Here is an 18,475-nt window from a genome sequence, read left to right as displayed (position 1 = left end):
TGATTTGCCTTACATTCTGCCGATCAGCAAAATGTAAGGCAGAACCGGCCGCTTTATATTGAATTGTCTGCTTTGTCTGCTGTAATCACTTGAATCAAATTCATGTAGTTATAAAATAAATCTTTCATTTTGTGCTCATTTAGTTTCTGATGGTTATATATAAAAACGATTTCTGCTTCGGATGGCTTTTCATGAACTGCAAAAACCAGATCATATAATTCTGAGTACTCTTTTTTTGATTCATTACTAATATAAAAAAGAGGAAAAACATCTTGGGCCGAACTTGATTTCTTATAGTGAGTATTCAAATCGTATTGTGAATCCTCTTGATTCTCAATCTGCTCCTTCGCCATACGAATAATATCGTGAAAATTCTCGATATCAGACAGATCAAAAGACAGCTGACTCATCCGATCATCTCCATGACCCGAAAATTGGATATGAACCAAGTTTTGCTGGCTGACATCAGCTAATAAAAATACATAACCCGCTAATAAAACATGAGAAATATCATATTTGTAGGTATTGCATATTGTTTTTAAACCATCATAATAATTCGCATTTACCGCATATTCGTGCATGGCTGTATGACTTTGTCCAGTTGATTCCGAGATGTATTCAAGCGGTAAAGTAATAGGAATGATTTCTTTTTCCAAGGACACTGCTATCTCCGCAAAGGCTATAGCTGATTCTATATATTCGGACAATCTGTAAATAGTCGGATATGCAAACAAGTCAGCAATTTGAATTTGTTTTGGATACAGCTTCTGAAGCTCATTATAAACTGCAACGATTTTGATTGAATTACCGCCTGCTTCAAAGAAGTTATCATGTATTCCAGGCTCTTCTATTTTTAAAACATCGGTCCAAACACGGCTGATACTTTTTTGTACATCCGTTACCGCTTCCTCAAAAGGCCGGTCAAAACCTGTTCTATCTATAACAGGTTCAGGCAGTGCCAGGACATTTATTTTTCCGTTTGCTGTCAGCGGAATTTGGTCAATTTTCATAAAGATCTGCGGAATCATATACTCAGGAAGCACAGGTGATAATAACTTAATAAATTCTGAAGGATATACAGTGCTTTCTGCCACATAATACAGAACTAAATCTTGGACTCCTGCGGAATTTGTTTTTCCGGCAGCTACACATTCCTTAACTTTTTCATGTTGGTTTACTATGCTTTCAATCTCTCCCAATTCTATCCGATACCCTCTGATCTTTACCTGATTGTCCATTCTTCCGATAACGTCCAGTTCACCATTTGGCAGCCACCTTGCTAAATCTCCTGTCTTATACATCTTGGTTCCTTTAACAAACGGATTGTCTACAAACTTTTGCGCAGTCAAATCTTCTTTTCCTAAATATCCTCTGGCCATTCCGGCTCCAGCAATGCATAATTCGCCAGTACTGCCGAGCGGTACAGTGTTTCCATCATGATCTACTATATATATCTGTGTATTCGCAATCGGCTTGCCTATATTTACACTATTTTCATTGGTTAAGTCTTTCACAGAAGACCAAATCGTCGTCTCAGTCGGACCGTACATATTATAGATCTTCAGATTTTTATATTTTTTTAGCTCAAATAACAATTCCCGTTGAAATACCTCGCCCCCAACCATGATGGTCTTCAATTTCTGAAGACTCTCCGTGCTGTTTTCTGCACTTAGCATCAGCTTTAATCTGGATGGCGTAAGCTGAATAGTATTGACATCAGTCTCAACAACGATCTTGTTTAACAAGTACGGATCTCTTTGTTCCGCTTCACCGGCTATGACAACTTTCAGCCCTTGAGTTAAAGGCAGCAGCGACTCTAATCCGAATATGTCAAATGAGCACGTGGTGACCGAAAGAAGGACATTGTCTTGTGAAAAGCTGATCCTGTCTGTTATTCCCTTAATAAAGTTATGAACGGCACGGTGCTCTACGGCGACCCCTTTCGGTTTTCCGGTTGATCCCGACGTATAAATGACATATGCTAAATCTTCGGCCCTGTTAATAACATCAATGTTCGTCTCCAACTGATGTAATAAATCCTCTGAATCTATGTTAAATATGGTTCCGCTGTACGTTAATTCATTTGGAAGTCCTTCTTCAGTTAACAGCAGGCCGCTTTTACTGTCTTTCAGCATATAATTGATCCTGTCTGCCGGATAATCAGGATCAAGCGGTAAGTAGCATCCCCCTGCCTTTAGTATTCCTAATATTCCTATAATCAATCGGAAAGACCTTCTTACCAAAATAGGAACCACAACATTCTCTTTGATGCCGTTTTCCCTGAGGGCTCTTGCCAATTGATTTGCCTTATTATTCAGCTCCTTATAGGTCAAGAAGTCTCCGTTCCATTCCAGAGCGATTGCATCAGGTGTCCTTAAAGCTTGCTCTTCGAAGAGCTCTTGTAACGTCTTTTCTTTCTTATATGATAATTCCGTGCAGTTGAATTCTTTCACCAGCTTTTGTTTCTCTGTCTCATTTACCATATCGATCTGAGAAACTATTACTTCATGATCAGCCGCTGCCTGCTGTAAGATGCTAACCAGGTTATCTAAGATTGAACTTACCGTTTCTTTACTGTAAACACTGGCGTTATATGTGATTTTCATATGCAAGTCGTCACCGGGAGCAATTAAAAGCTCTAAATCATAGTTGGTTTGTTCAAACCCATGTTCAGCAGTTATTTTTACACTCGAACGGGCTGAATCTTGGAAAAGATCCTCACTCAACGGGTAATTTTCATACACGACTACGTGATTGATTAATTTATTCTTCATACTTGTCAAAGACTGTATGTCTGCCAGAGAACAATAACTGTATTCGTTCGCTTCAATAAAGTCTTTATTTATTTGTTTAGCCAATGAAATAAATGATGTATCACATTCTCTTTTCACTCTGATTGGCACTGCATTTATAAATAAGCCGACCATATTTTCAATTCCGTTTATCTCACTCGGTCTGCCTGAAACAATGGAACCAAATACCACATCATTTGTATTGTTATATTTCTGAAGCAATATCCCCCATGCTGTTTGAACGATAGAATTTAATGTAATGCTGTTTGACTCAGCGATTTTTTTCAGCTTAGCGGCGGTTTCACCGTTAAGCGCTCCCAGTTTTTGATCATGCTGATACTCGTCAGATTTCAATTCCAGTTCCGGAAATGAGATCTCTTGTTCATATGCAGAAAGATATTCCTTCCAATATTCAAATGCACGGTCCTTGTCCTGCTGATCAAGCCATTCAAGATAACGACTGTACGGTACAGGTGATTCTTGAAGGAGTTTTTTCCCTTCAGCCACGTCTCCATATAGATCCATAAGCTCTTTTAACAGGATACCGACACTCCAGCCATCCAAAATAATGTGGTGGAAACTGTATATGACTTTAAATTTATTTCTTCCCAGCTTGATCACCGATACTCTGATCAGACAATCTTTGTTCAGATCAAACGGAGTATTCCTGTCTCTCACCTTGAATTGCCCTACAAAGGCATCCTTCTTCTGCTCCTCCCATTGGCTGATATCATGATATTGAATGTTTAGTTTTCTTTCTTTTAAAATGGCTTGTTTAAATACACGGAAACCGTTATAGAAAAATGACGTTCTTAATATTTCATATTTAGCAATCAGCCTGTTTAATGCGTCACTGAGAACTTCTGTATTCAGATTTCCTTCAACTGTTATTTCACTTTGTTCGAAATAAGCGCTAGATTGATGGTCAATCACAGCGTTATACAGCATGCCTTCCTGCATCGGTGAAAGAGAATGAATTTTTTCTACTTCAGCACCGCTTGCAAGAATTTGATTTAACTCCTCTATTTGAAGATCGGGATCCCCATAATCCCATGGAGTTTTCTCAGATATTTTCTTATTCACACAATGTTCTATGATCTGATTTATTTTCAATTGATAGGCTTTCGTAAATTGCTCAATCGTCTCTCGTTTATATTGGTTTGCACTGTAATTGAACGTAAACATCAGCCTGCCATCCATGATATATCCATTTATTTCTATACTATGTGTCTTTTTATTTCTTCCAGATATGCTCGTTCCGGCGGACAAAGGTGATATTTGAAATAGGTTGCTGCGATCTTCTTGGCCAAATTCACCCAAGTAGTTAAAACTGATATCAGGTTTTAATTGAAGATGAACCGAGTCCGACAAATATCTGAGTATTCCGTAACCAATCCCGTTATGGGGGATATGTCTAAGCATTTCCTTTGTATACTTAATGGAGCTTGATAAACTATTACTTTCCGTCATATCGAGAACAATTGGGTATATTGTCGTAAACCAACCTATTGTGCGATGGACCGGGGTTTTTATAACACTTTCACGGCCGTGCCCTTCAAGATTCACAAGGATCTTCTCGTTGCCGGTCCATTCTTTGGCTGCAAGTCCCAGTGAGCAAAGCAATATATCATTAATTTGTGTATGATATGCTGCATTTGTATTTCTTAAAAGTGTTTTTGTTTGATCCTCTGTTAATTCAATTTTAATTTCTTTACTATCTTCATAAGAGCAGCTTTCGGCAATGAAATCCTTTGGAAGAGGTTCAATAATAGCCGTTTCTATGGTCTCCCAGTACCCAGCTTCCTTTTGAAGAGCCTTGCTGTTTGCATATTCTTTCAATTGACGCGCCCATTCTTTGAACGATGCTGTTTTAGTTTCCAGCTCCACCTTGTTCCCATTAACTGTTTGAAGATAAGCTGTTTCAAAATCTTCCAATAGGATTCTCCAAGATACTCCGTCAATGATCATATGATGAATGGTTAATAGAAGATGATCTCCGTTTTTGGTTTTAAATACCGCCAGTTTTATTAAAATCCCCTTTTCCAAGCTCAATTCGTTCTGCATACGGTCAGCCAGTGATTCAATTGCCATGGCTGGATCTTCTGTTTGTGTCATATCAAATACTTCTAAAGTAAATGTTTCTTTTGCCTGTTTAATGCCCCTATTCCATTGCTTAATTTCACCGTTTTCCTTTTTAAACTGCATCCTGAGGGCATCATGATGCCTCACCAGTTCCAAAAAGGCCGTTTCGATTGCTTTTTCTTCTATGCCGGACTTTTTGTAAAGCATAAAGGCTTGGTTATAGTGGTTTTCTTGTTCAAATCTCTGTTCTATAAACCATTTTTGAATCGGTGTCAGATCAACGTCTCCTTCTACAATCGACTGATCTGCTTGTATATCAGCTGATTTTACGTGAGCACTCAAGTCTTTTATGTGCGGATATTTCATTAAATCTCTGACTTCAAGTTTTAAGCCGTATTTTTGGAGTTCGGAAACTACTAAAATGGATTTAATTGAGTCTCCGCCGATCTCGTAATAGTTATAGTTAATCCCGATTGATTTCATCCCCAGAACTTTCTCCCATACGCATGCGAGAATTTGTTCCTTTTTATTTCGCGGTGCTTCATATGCAGACTCCAATACATCCGCAATATCTATAATCGGCAATGATTTCGCATCTATTTTTCCGTTTGAACTTAACGGCATTTTTTCAATCTGGAAGATATAACTTGGCACCATATATAACGGTAATTCTTTAGACAGATTTTCTTTTAAAGCATAAACATCTATTTTTTTGTCGGAAGTAACATAACCGCAGAGATATTTATCCCCATGTTGGTCATCTCTCGCTACAACAACAGCCTCTCTTATGTGACTCATTTTCAGAAGCCGGTTTTCTATTTCTCCCGTTTCAATACGATATCCTCTGATTTTGACTTGATCATCAATTCTTCCTAAATAATCAATTGTCCCGTCCGGCATCCATTTTGCCATATCCCCTGTTCTGTATAACTTAGCCCCGGGTTCAAAGGGGTTATCTACAAATTTTTCTGACGTTAAGCCCGCTTTATTTTTATATCCGTCTGCAAGTCCTTCTCCGCTGACACAAAGTTCCCCGGCTGCCCCTAAAGGAAGTAATTCCAATTGTTTTCCTAATATATAAAGCTTAGTATTATCCGCAGGTTTGCCTATTGATACTGCATTGCCATTGTCTCTTTCAATATGATATTGATGAATCATACACCCGACTGTAGCCTCTGTCGGGCCGTATTCATTGTAGATTTTGACATGACCGTTAAATGCACCGTGTATTTTTTTTGCAAGCCCGGTTTTCAGCTCTTCCCCGCCGACGATTATTTTTTTTATCTTTGACGTACTTAAATCTACATTCTCCAGCAATCTCAAATGCGTCGGCGTTAGCTTAATAATATCCGCTTTATTTTCTTCTATAATTCTTCTGATCAGAAGAGCCTTGTCCGGTCCCTCATAAATAATAATTTTATTTCCTGAAATAAGCGGTGTATAAATTGAAGTAACCGTTAAGTCAAAAGAAATAGAAGAATACAGAGGAAAATCAATATCTTCATCATTTACATATATCTTATTTGCCCAATGAATATAATTTACCACGCCTTTATGTTTTACCATGACGCCCTTCGGCAGCCCTGTAGTCCCTGAAGTATAAATCATGTAGGCAAGGTCTTCCGGGCAACTGACATTCGGCAGATTACTTCTGTTATGCATATATAGAGCAGGATCACTTAATGATAAAATTTCTTTATTGAATGTAATACCACCTGACAATCCGTTTTGAATTAGGAGAATGTTTGCATCACTGTCTTTCAGCATGTAATTTACTCTTTCATCAGGATATTCAGGATCTATCGGCAAATACGCTCCCCCTGCTTTCAGCACCCCGATAATTCCGATGATCATCTCAAGAGATCTCTCTGTCATGATTCCGACAATGCTGTTTTCTCTAATTCCTTTTTGTCTCAAAAGATTAGCCAGGCTGTTTGATTTCTCGTTTAGTTCTTTATAGGTTAATAGCGTATCTTCTTGGACAGCCGCAATACGTTCAGGTGTTTTTTCTGCCTGCTCTTCAAATAATTGATGAATCGTTTTATTCCGAGGAAATTCAGCTGCCGTGTCATTGAATATATGGAGCAATGTGTGCTTCTCCTGTTCAGGAATCAAATCCAGTTTCATTAAAGGTTGATCTAGGCCGGCAGCTGCACTTTGTAAAAGCTTCGTAAAATGGGCACCCATTCTCTCGGCTGTTTCTTTTTCAAATAATTGACTGGAGTATTCCAAGTGGAACTTGATTCCTTTATCAATTTCCGTCGCGGTTAACGTTAAATCGAATTTTGAAATATTGATCTCGGTTTGAATATGCTCTTCCGGATTTGGATCCAAGTGATTTTCAATACCGTAATCTGCATTTTCAAGTACAAACATGACATCAAACAGCGGGTTCCGGCTCGAATCTCTTTTTACCCCGAGTTTTTGAACAATATTTTCAAATTGGTAATCTGTATTCTCAAAATCTTTTAACGTATGATGTTTGACCTCTTCTAAAAACGCTCTGAATGTTTTATGTTCCTCAGGAAAATTTCTTATGGCGACGGTATTGACGAACATCCCCACCGTATTCTCCAGTTCGGTGTCTGACCTTCCGGACTCTGCCGTTCCGATGATCACATCCTGCTGACCGCTGTATTTTGAAAGCATGACATTATATACCGCCAGCAGCACCATGTACAAAGTTGTTCCTGTTTCTTTCGCCACCGACTTTAAGCTTGATGTTAACCTTTCATCGGCCGTAAAGCTGACTCGGCTTCCTTCAAAGCTTTTGACTCTCGGCCGCTCGTAATCAGTCTGCAGATTGAGAATCGGCAGATCTCCGCTTAACCGCTTAAGCCAATACTCCTCTTGTTCCTTTAACGCCTCTTTTGTTCCTGAGCTTACTTGCCATTCTGAATAATCTTTATATTGCAGCGGCGGCTGTTTTAGTTTATGACCCGCATACAGCGCATTGAATTCTTTGCGGATTATTCCAACCGATACACCGTCCGCAGCGATATGATGAACATCTAACAGCAGCAGATTCCGGTCTTCATACGTTATGAGTCCGGCTCTGATTAACGGTGCTTTGTCCAAATGAAAGGGTCTGATAAACTGCTTCACATATGGTCGTATCCCATCAGACGGCAGCTTCTGATAATTAAATTCGAGCTCCCATGTATCGTGAATAATCTGAACCACATCGCCGCTTACAACATCGAAACTTGTCCGTAAGGCTTCGTGTCTGCCAATAATCTCTTGTAAAACTGATTCGGCTTTTTTTACATCTAATTTTCCGTTTAGTTCGATCATAATCGGCAAGTTATAAACGATACTGTCTTTATCCGTCTCCCAAAGGGCAAACATTCTTTTCTGAGCAGATGACGCTTGATAAGAAGACTGCTTTCTCGCTTTACTGATGACCGGATAATTCTGTTTATCCCGCTTTTGAATAAGACGGCTCAACTGTTTGATGGTAGGCTGCTCAAAAAGCTCCTTCACCTTTATATCCGTACCGAATGTTTTCCTGATGCGGGAAATAGTGAACGCAGCTGTTAAAGAATGTCCGCCCAGTTCGAAGAAATCTTCATTTATACTGATCCGTTTATGCCCAAGCATTTCTTTCCAAATTTCAGCTAGTTTTTCTTCCGTTTCATTTGCCGGAGCTTCGTATTGAGGTACTGACAACCGTTGCAAGTCAGGAAGAGGCAGCTCTTTTCGATTGATTTTTCCGTTAGCTGTAAGAGGCAACTCTTTCAGTTGTATTATGAAACTCGGAATCATATACTTCGGAAGAACCTGTGCCAATTTCTCCTGTACGAACGAGCCTTCCATCTCAATGTCCCCAGTAATATATGCAGAAAGATATTTCTCCTCTATATAAACAACCGCCGCTTCTTTTATACCTTCCAGCTGTAATAGTTGGTTTTCGATCTCTCCGATTTCAACTCTAAAACCCCTAATTTTGATCTGGTTGTCAATCCGGCCTAAAAATTCTATATTTCCATCCGGCATCCATCTGCCAAGGTCTCCTGTTTTGTACATTTTTGCTCCACGATGAAAAGGATTATCAATAAATTTTTCATTCGTTAATTCTTCATTATTGACATATCCCGATGCTAAACCTACCCCGCTGATACAAATCTCACCAGGTGCTCCCACAGGGACCAGTTGATCTGAACGATCCACAATATAGATATTAATACCGTGAATTGGTCTTCCTATTCTATTGTATATTTCACAGTTTTGAATATGATCTAGATCAATGCTATGTGCAATACAGCCAACAGTGCTTTCGGTCGGCCCGTAATGGTTAATAAACTTCATCCATCTGCATTTTTCAGCGAGCTTTTTGACGTTGCCGATGTTTATGCTTTCGCCGCCCAGTATAATAACTTTTAAATCAGGACAAGACGCCAGCATGTCAACATCCTCCATCAATGTTGAAAATAAAGTGGGTGTCATTTTAAGATATGTAATACTATTTTTATGAATATATTCTATTAATGATAGAGAGTGAAGATACACTTCTTTATCAACAAAGTGGACTTGTCCGCCACCGGATAAAACTGGAAATATACTGGTGTAGCATAAGTCAAAACTATATTTTGACGTCACTAACGACCTGCTGTCAGAATTTATGTTTATTTGATCACATACCCATAATGAATAATTAACTAATGATTTATTTTTCACCTTCACCCCCTTCGGTTTTCCCGAAGTACCCGAGGTATATATAACATATACCTCGTCCTCGAGATCATACTGAACATCAGGGTTTGATGTATTTTGGCTGGTATAAATCGATTTATCCGTAATATCCAAACATTCCGCCGCAATGTTTTTATCAGCTAAAAAGCACAAATCTGTAATGAGGATATCAGCTTTGCTATCTTTTAAAATATGATTTATCCGACTGACCGGTGATTCATCATCAATAGGCAGAAACGCACTTCCGGTTTTTAAAATTCCCAGCATCCCAATCATTGAATATTCTGAAGGACGGATCATCATAGCCGTAATGCTGTTTTTTCCTGCCCCTTTTTCCATTAATAATGTTGCAACTTGATTTGCCTTTTCGTTTAGCTCTTTATAAGTGATATGCTTTCCTGCATAGACAGCCGCTGTTTGGTCAGGTGTCTTTTCCGCTCGTTCTTCAAAAAGGTCTTGTATCGTTTTATTCACCGTATAATTAGAGGACTGCTTATTAAACTCCTGGAGCATTCCGCGCTCTTCTTCATTTACAGCGCTGATGTCTTTCAGGACACGCGTAGGATCAGTTGCCACTTGCTTTAATACATGACAGAAATTAACACCTATACGATTAATGATATCTTCACGATAAACATTATTGTTATACGTCATCTCTGCTTTGATTTGGCTGCCTGGAATAATAACCAGCCCAAAGTCATAGTTCGTCTGTTCAAACACTTCCATATCTGTAATCCTTAAAGCATCAGTTGTATTATCGACCGCCTTGCCATAGTCATCAACAGGATAATTTTCATAAACCAACATATGGTTGATCAGTTTCTCTTTCATCTTTGTAAGAGCTTGTATATCCGCTAAAGAACTGTAACCGTATGATGTATTCGCTTTGATAAAGTCACTGTTCAGCTTTTGGGCTAATGCTATAAATACCGTATCACCATCGCCTTTTACTCTCAGAGGAACCGCATTGATAAATAACCCCACCATTTTTTCTATGCCTTGCACTCTGCATTGTCTTCCGGAAATAACCGCACCAAAAACAACATCATCCACGTTGTTATACTTCTGCAAAAGAACTCCCCATGCAGTCTGAATCAATGCACTTAAAGTAATGTGATATTGATCAGCTGCAGCTTTCAACATCGAAGTACATGTTTCATCAATAATGAATGTTTTCTTCCTATTATTGAAACCGCCCTCATCAGCAGAACTTTGGAATACCGGCTTGCTGCTCATATTCATTTAGATAATCCCCCCAATATTCTAATGCGGCACTTTTGTCCTGATTATCCAGCCATTCTAAGTAGGTGCTGTAAGGCTCGGTATGCTGAAGCACTGTCTCTCTTCCTTCTTTTAATGACGTATAAATAGTTTTTATATCATTCATTATTAAACTCATACACCAGCCATCCATAATAATATGGTGAAAACTGAACAGCAGTTTATATTCTTTCTCATCAGTTTTTAATACGGTTACTCTTATTAAGCAATCATTCGTCAAATCGAATCTCGTTCCCCTGTCTTTAAACTGGACATTTTTAAGCCGGACTTTCTTTTGATATTCCGAGAAAGTGCTGATATCTTCAAATTCAATTTTAACTTTTCTCTCTCTTAGAACAGCCTGTTTAAACTTACTTAGTCCTTCATGAAAAAAGCATGTTCTTAAAATTTCATACTTCTCGATCAGCATATTAAAAGCTGTATTTAATCTGCCAATATCAAGCTGACCGGATAAAGAAAATGTAAGCTGCTCAAAATAGGCTTGTGAAAACGGATCAAGCAATGCATGATAAAGCATCCCGCTCTGCATAGGAGTCAGGGAGTGGATTTTCTCTATCTCTTTTCCGCTTGATAAAATCTGCTCCAAATCTCCGATGGATAAATCCAGATCTCCATAGTCAAAGGGTGTTTTTTCAGGAATTTTTTTCATTCCGCAATGCTGAATAATATCGATTAACCGGTTTATATAGGATTCGGTTAATGTTTTAATTGTTTCTTCTTTAAACTCTTTCGTACTATAGTTAAATTCCAACTGCAGTTGACCGTCCATAATAAAGCTGTTGATTTCGATGGCATTCAATTTTTTATTAGATAAAGAAACACTTGTACCAGATGATATATCTGCATGCTGAAAAACAGCCCGCTTTTTTTGAGAGATTTCTCCCAGATAGTTAAACCCGATCTCGGGCTTTATCGTAAAACTGATGTCTTTTTTATGTGCCGGTGCCGTCAAGTATTTAATAATTCCGTAACCAATACCTTTATGAGGTATTCTTCTTAAATACTCTTTCGTATTTTTTATGCAATAAGGCAGATCATCACTGTGCTCCATATCCAGCACGATCGGAAATAGTGAGGTGAACCAGCCGATGGTTCTTTCTATTGAAATATTTTCTAATATGTTCTCTCTTCCGTGGCCTTCCAGACCGATTAAAACCTTGTCAAGTCCCGCCCATTCTTTTACTGCCATTCCCAGTGAACAAAGCAAGATGTCATTAATCTGTGTGTTATAAGCTGCATTTGTATTCCTCTGGAGCTTATCAGTTAACTGCTTTGTAAGACTGACAGTAATGGTGCGGCTTTCCTTAAATACACTGTCAGTTTTATTGAAATCTCTCGGAATTTCTTTAATCTTCGTTTTCTCGATATTCTCCCAATACCGAAGTTCCTTTCTTATCTCACTTCCGTTTGCATATTCCGCCAATTTACGTGTCCATTCTTGAAAGGATGCCGTTTTTGGCGGAAGAACGGCCGGCTCTCCTTTTTGCAGATTGTTGTAGACCTGCTCCATATCTTCAAGCAGAATTCTCCAAGAGACTCCGTCAATCACCATATGATGTATAGCAATAAGTAGATAATCGCCCCTCATTGTTCGAAATAAACCAAGTTTCATTAAAAGTCCTTTTTCAAGATCCATTCCGCTTTGTAACTGATCGGCAAGTTTTTCTATTGTATTTTTGTAATCCGTATCAGCAAGCAGATCATATATGTCCAGAGTAAAAGTATCCCGGGCGGCTTGGACATCTCTGACTTCTTGTTTTATTTCGTCATTTTCGGCTGTATATATCAACCTCAAAGCATCATGATGCTTTACTAATAATTCAAATGTCTTTGCCAGAGCGTGTTCATTAATTTTTTCTTTCACTTGAAACATGAATGCCTGATTAAAGTGGTGAATGTCCGCAAAGTCATTCTCTATAAACCACTTTTGTATCGGTGCCAGTTCAGTTCTCCCGCTAACCGGGCTCTGATCTGTTTGAGCTTTATATAATTTCACGTGTTTACTGAGGTTTTTTATTTGCGGATACTGCAAAAGATCTTTTACCTCTAGACTGAGACTGTATTTTTGAAGCTTTGATACAATCAGTATAGATTTTATTGAGTCTCCGCCCAGCTCATAGTAATTATCATTAATACCAATATCATCAATTTTCAGAACTTCCGACCAAACATTTACCAGAATCTGTTCGACTTCGGAACGGGGTGCTTCAAGGTGCTCCTTTATATGTTTAGGCTCTTCTATTTCTGCAAGTGCTTTCCTGTCAATTTTCCCATTTGGTGTGAGAGGCAGCTGTTCAACCTGGATGATGACACCGGGAATCATATATTGCGGCAAAATGTCACCCAATTGCTCCCTCAAAGCTGCTCCGGATATTTTATATTCTGCGGTTACAAATGCAGAAAGGTATTTGTCACCGTGAAGGTCGCACTTATCTATAACAACTGCTTCTTTTATCCCGCTTATTTTCAGAAGCTGGCTTTCTATTTCATCAGTTTCAATCCGGAAGCCTCTGATTTTGACTTGATTATCAATTCTCCCCAAAAATTCTATGTTTCCGTCAGGAAGCCACCTTGCCAAGTCTCCTGTTCGGTACATTTTAGTTCCGGACTCAAATGGATGATCAATAAACTTCTCACGCGTCATTTTCTCTTTATTGAGATATCCTCTTGCTAAGCTGTCACCCGACACACACAATTCTCCCGCTAAACCAATAGGCACAAGATTGTTGTTGTGATCAATTATGAAGGCTTTCAGATTTCTGATCGGCTTACCGATAGGAATGGTCTTTGCCATCGCCCTCTCAGCTTCTGAGTATCTCCACATTGTAGAGCAGATTGTCGTTTCAGTTGGACCGTAGGCATTAATATAGTCTATTTTATTCACGATCCGGTTCAAGGATTTTGTAGATATCTGAGAACCAGCAGTAATTAAGAGCCTTAAAGCTGATAATCCGTTTATATTTATATGGTTGATGTATACAGGCGGCAAAGTGGCTACAGTAATGTCATGCCGGTTAATATACTCTTCAAATAATGTATAATTATTGATGACTTGACTTGAAAGGATGTGTAGTTCCGCTCCGGTCAACAGTGCCATACTGATTTCCCACACTGATGCATCAAATGAAAAACTTGCAAATTGAATAATTTTATCCCGGTAATTGATATTCATATCATGTTCAAAGACACTTTTGAGATTACTGATTCCGATATGCCGGATCGTTACACCCTTTGGTTTTCCAGTCGTTCCAGAAGTATAAATGACATAAGCAAGATGTTCTGCGGAACTCATCATTGGCAGGTTATGCCGATCTCCGGTGTAAAGAGAACTATCTGTTAAATCAATAACCTTCCCGTCAAACGGAATATTGTCAGCCTGACTATTCTGCACTAATAAAATGTCAGAACCGCTGTCTTCAATCATGTATTTGATTCTCTCAGAAGGATATCCCGGATCAATTGGCAAAAATGCGCCTCCCGCCTTCAGCACACCCAATATGCCTAACACCATCTCTAATGATTTGTCAGCAACAATACCTACTATTGACTCTTTTTTCACCCCCATTTTCATTAGTATTCTCGCCAGACTATTTGATCTTTCGTTAAGTTCTTTATAAGTTACTTTATTATTTTCATACACTGCCGCTATTCTTTCCGGTGTCTTTTCCGCTTGTTCTTCAAACAATTGATGGATTGTCTTATTATGCGGGAAGTCGGCTGCTGTATCATTGAATACATAAAGCAGTTTATGTTTCTCATCATCCGTTATCATATTCAGTCTGCAGATTGCCGTGTCCGGTTCTGATACAACCTGTTGTAAAAGCCGGGTATAATGAGCACCCATTCTTTCGACTGTGTCTTTCCTGAATAAATGATTGCAATATTCCAATTGGAAGTTAACGCCTTCATCGGTTTCCATTGCAGTTAACGTTAAATCAAATCTTGATATATTGACCTCAGATACTAGTAAATTTGATTCTGCTGTCTCTTCATTTCCTCCGAATCCGTAATCCTTACTCTCAAAAGTAAACATGACATCAAAAAGCGGGTTCCGGCTCGAATCTCTTTTTACCCCGAGTTTTTGAACAATATTTTCAAATTGGTAATCTGTATTCTCAAAATCTTTTAACGTATGATGTTTGACCTCTTCTAAAAACGCTCTGAATGTTTTATGTTCCTCAGGAAAATTTCTTATGGCGACGGTATTGACGAACATCCCCACCGTATTCTCCAGTTCGGTGTCTGACCTTCCGGACTCTGCCGTTCCGATGATCACATCCTGCTGACCGCTGTATTTTGAAAGCATGACATTATATACCGCCAGCAGCACCATGTACAAAGTTGTTCCTGTTTCTTTCGCCACCGACTTTAAGCTTGATGTTAACCTTTCATCGGCCGTAAAGCTGACTCGGCTTCCTTCAAAGCTTTTGACTCTCGGCCGCTCGTAATCAGTCTGCAGATTGAGAATCGGCAGATCTCCGCTTAACCGCTTAAGCCAATACTCCTCTTGTTCCTTTAACGCCTCTTTTGTTCCTGAGCTTACTTGCCATTCTGAATAATCTTTATATTGCAGCGGCGGCTGTTTTAGTTTATGACCCGCATACAGCGCATTGAATTCTTTGCGGATTATTCCAACCGATACACCGTCCGCAGCGATATGATGAACATCTAACAGCAGCAGATTCCGGTCTTCATACGTTATGAGTCCGGCTCTGATTAACGGTGCTTTGTCCAAATGAAAGGGTCTGATAAACTGCTTCACATATGGTCGTATCCCATCAGACGGCAGCTTCTGATAATTAAATTCGAGCTCCCATGTATCGTGAATAATCTGAACCACATCGCCGCTTACAACATCGAAACTTGTCCGTAAGGCTTCGTGTCTGCCAATAATCTCTTGTAAAACTGATTCGGCTTTTTTTACATCTAATTTTCCGTTTAGTTCGATCATAATCGGCAAGTTATAAACGATACTGTCTTTATCCGTCTCCCAAAGGGCAAACATTCTTTTCTGAGCAGATGACGCTTGATAAGAAGACTGCTTTCTCGCTTTACTGATGACCGGATAATTCTGTTTATCCCGCTTTTGAATAAGACGGCTCAACTGTTTGATGGTAGGCTGCTCAAAAAGCTCCTTCACCTTTATATCCGTGCCGAATGTTTTTCTGATGCGGGAAATTAACATAGAAGCCTTTAATGAATGACCGCCGATTTCAAAGAAATTTTCATCTATACCGACGCGTTCCCTGCCAAGTACAGCTTCCCAAATCTCCGAAAGTTTTTTCTCCGTTTCATTTGTCGGCGCTTCATATTTTGTTTCGGACATTTGAGATATATCAGGTCGAGGAAGTGCCCGTCTGTCAATTTTCCCATTTACCGTCAAAGGCATGTTATCCATTTGTTTAAAGTACGATGGAACCATATATTCCGGAAGAAAGTCTCTCAGAAAGTGCTGCAATTCAATCTTTGCGATTTTATGATTTGAAGTGTAATAAGCACAGATATATAAATCATCATCACCATTATGATTTACTGTTACTGCCGCTTCTTTAATTTCTGTATGATTGATCAATCGGGCTTCTATCTCCCCAAGCTCGATTCTAAAACCGCGGATTTTGACTTGCTCGTCCCGCCGTCCGATAAACTCCACATCGCCATTTTCTAAATAACGCACTAAGTCTCCTGTTTTATAAAGACGTGCTGAAGGATCATTATTGAAAGGGTGTGATATAAACCGTTCCTTCGTTAAATCAGGCCGTCGCCAATACTCTCGCGCCAGCCCATCTCCGCCAATAAACAGCTCACCAGGAATACCAGGCGCTACCGGTTTTAATTGCGAATCTAAAATGAATATTTCTGTACCAGAAATAGGCCTCCCTATAGGAAGCGTACTGCCTTTCCAATCATGAGGGACCGGGAAACAACAGGTAAAGGTCGTTCCCTCTGTCGGCCCATATCCGTTAATTACTTGTACCTTTCCAAGTGCTAATACTTTTTGAACATGCGGAACGGAAACCACATCTCCGCCTACCAATAATTGCTGAAGCCCTTTTAATGATTCTAACTGCTGATCAACTACTAGAGAAAATAAACCGGCCGTCAGCCAAAGAGTCGTAATGTTATATTTTTTTACAGCTTCTGCAATATCATCAGCCGTCGGTATTCCCGGAGGCATTATAGCCAGACATCCCCCATTCAATAAACAGCCCCAGATCTCGAAGGTAGAAGCGTCAAAAGCGGCAGAAGCTAATTGCAGAAACGTTTGATTCTCATCAAATACCGCATAATCAGTCTCCTTCACCAGCCGAATCACACCGCGGTTAACAATACTTACTCCTTTAGGCAGTCCCGTTGAGCCTGACGTATACATGACATAAGCCAGGTCATCCAAGGAACCTTTTATGCCAATATTAGATCCATCCATCTTTTCAATTTCTTCTTTCATACCATCCAAACAGATTACGCCGTCCCCGTGAGGCGGGAGTTGTGACTGAATGCTTTCGTTTGTAATCAGCAACTCTACACCTGAATCTTCGATTAAGAATGATAGTCTTTGCTTCGGATATTGAGGGTCTAACGGCACATAAGCACCGCCTGACTTTAATATTGCCAGAATACTAATATACAAATCAAAAGAGCGTTCTAAAGCAATTCCGACAAGGTCTCCCCGTTTTACTCCGCACTCCTGAAGATACCGTGCCAGCTGGTTCGCACGGTGATTAAGTTCTGCGTAACACATTGAAGAGTTTTCTAGTACCAAAGCAGTCTTATCCGAATATTCATCAGCCTGCTGCTCAAACACCTCCGAAATTGTTCCAATTTTCGAATAATTATCTTCCCAGCCAAAGATTTTCTTTTGCTTATTTTTTTCTTTCAGGAATCTCATATCTTTCACTCTGATATTTTCAGGAGTTATCATAGCTTCAAGGATCATCTGAAATCGCAGTGACAAATCTTTTATCATATTTTGAGAATAGAGGCATTCGTTATAGTGTATGGCTGTCTCTATGTATTGTTTCTGGTTTATAAACGAAAATAGGATATGAATAGCGGGATTTTCTTGATTAAGTATGTATTCTTGAATATTTTCAAGGACTATCATGACATCAAAAGGAAGGCCAGTCATTTTATCACTTGTTCGAGAATTATTTTGGGGGCTTTCCAATGCCTGTTCTACGGTGAATTCGACTTTATGTATGATCTCTTTTAATAGGTCTTCACCATGAACAGCATTTTTAAGAGTCAAAATTTCTTGCTCAGAATCAATCGTTCTGTTCTTTCTGAAAACAGGAGTCTTGATTACAATATTTTGTCTTTCTGTATATTGATTTATTAACAAAGTCAGTGCCGCTGTTAATACGACATGCAGACGTTCATCCGATCCATTGCAGCATACATTCAGCTTATCGCTTAATTGCTGTGACAATTTATATGTAAGATTTTTCATTCTTTTTTCTTTAGAAGGTTTACTTCCCACTAAAAAATGCTCTTCAGTTTTTAACTCACCAATACTGTTTTTATCTCCCTTTATACTTTTTGTCATAACAAAAACTCCTTCACTTGATATCAAAATTCAATTCATTCACTGAATTAAAACAGCAGAGGCTTTCGGTGGATTTTTATGTTAA

Annotated in this window: 2 protein-coding genes; both read right to left on the bottom strand. The window is 39.1% G+C overall.

Going from position 1 to position 18,475, the window contains the following annotated elements:
- Window positions 1-53: 53 nt before the first annotated feature.
- Entirely contained in the window at window positions 54-10,808 is a 10,755-nt protein-coding gene (locus HAP68_RS19610; RefSeq protein WP_192580575.1) for a non-ribosomal peptide synthetase, read from the bottom strand.
- On the bottom strand, window positions 10,768-18,390 hold the full coding sequence (locus tag HAP68_RS19605; RefSeq protein ID WP_052719503.1) for a non-ribosomal peptide synthetase: 7,623 nt from the start codon (window positions 18,388-18,390) through the stop codon (window positions 10,768-10,770). The genes HAP68_RS19610 and HAP68_RS19605 overlap by 41 nt, the downstream gene beginning before the upstream one ends.
- Window positions 18,391-18,475 lie beyond the last annotated feature (85 nt).

This window comes from Bacillus sp. Bvel1, assembly GCF_014872755.1.
Lineage (GTDB): Bacteria > Bacillota > Bacilli > Bacillales > Bacillaceae > Bacillus > Bacillus velezensis.
This window is presented reverse-complemented; position numbering and strand designations above follow the sequence as displayed.

Bases quoted from the DNA above. Each gene is read 5' to 3' on its own strand.
- HAP68_RS19610 (WP_192580575.1), bottom strand. From the start codon at position 10,808: ATGAATATGAGCAGCAAGCCGGTATTCCAAAGTTCTGCTGATGAGGGC.
- HAP68_RS19605 (WP_052719503.1), bottom strand. From the start codon at position 18,390: ATGACAAAAAGTATAAAGGGAGATAAAAACAGTATTGGTGAGTTAAAA.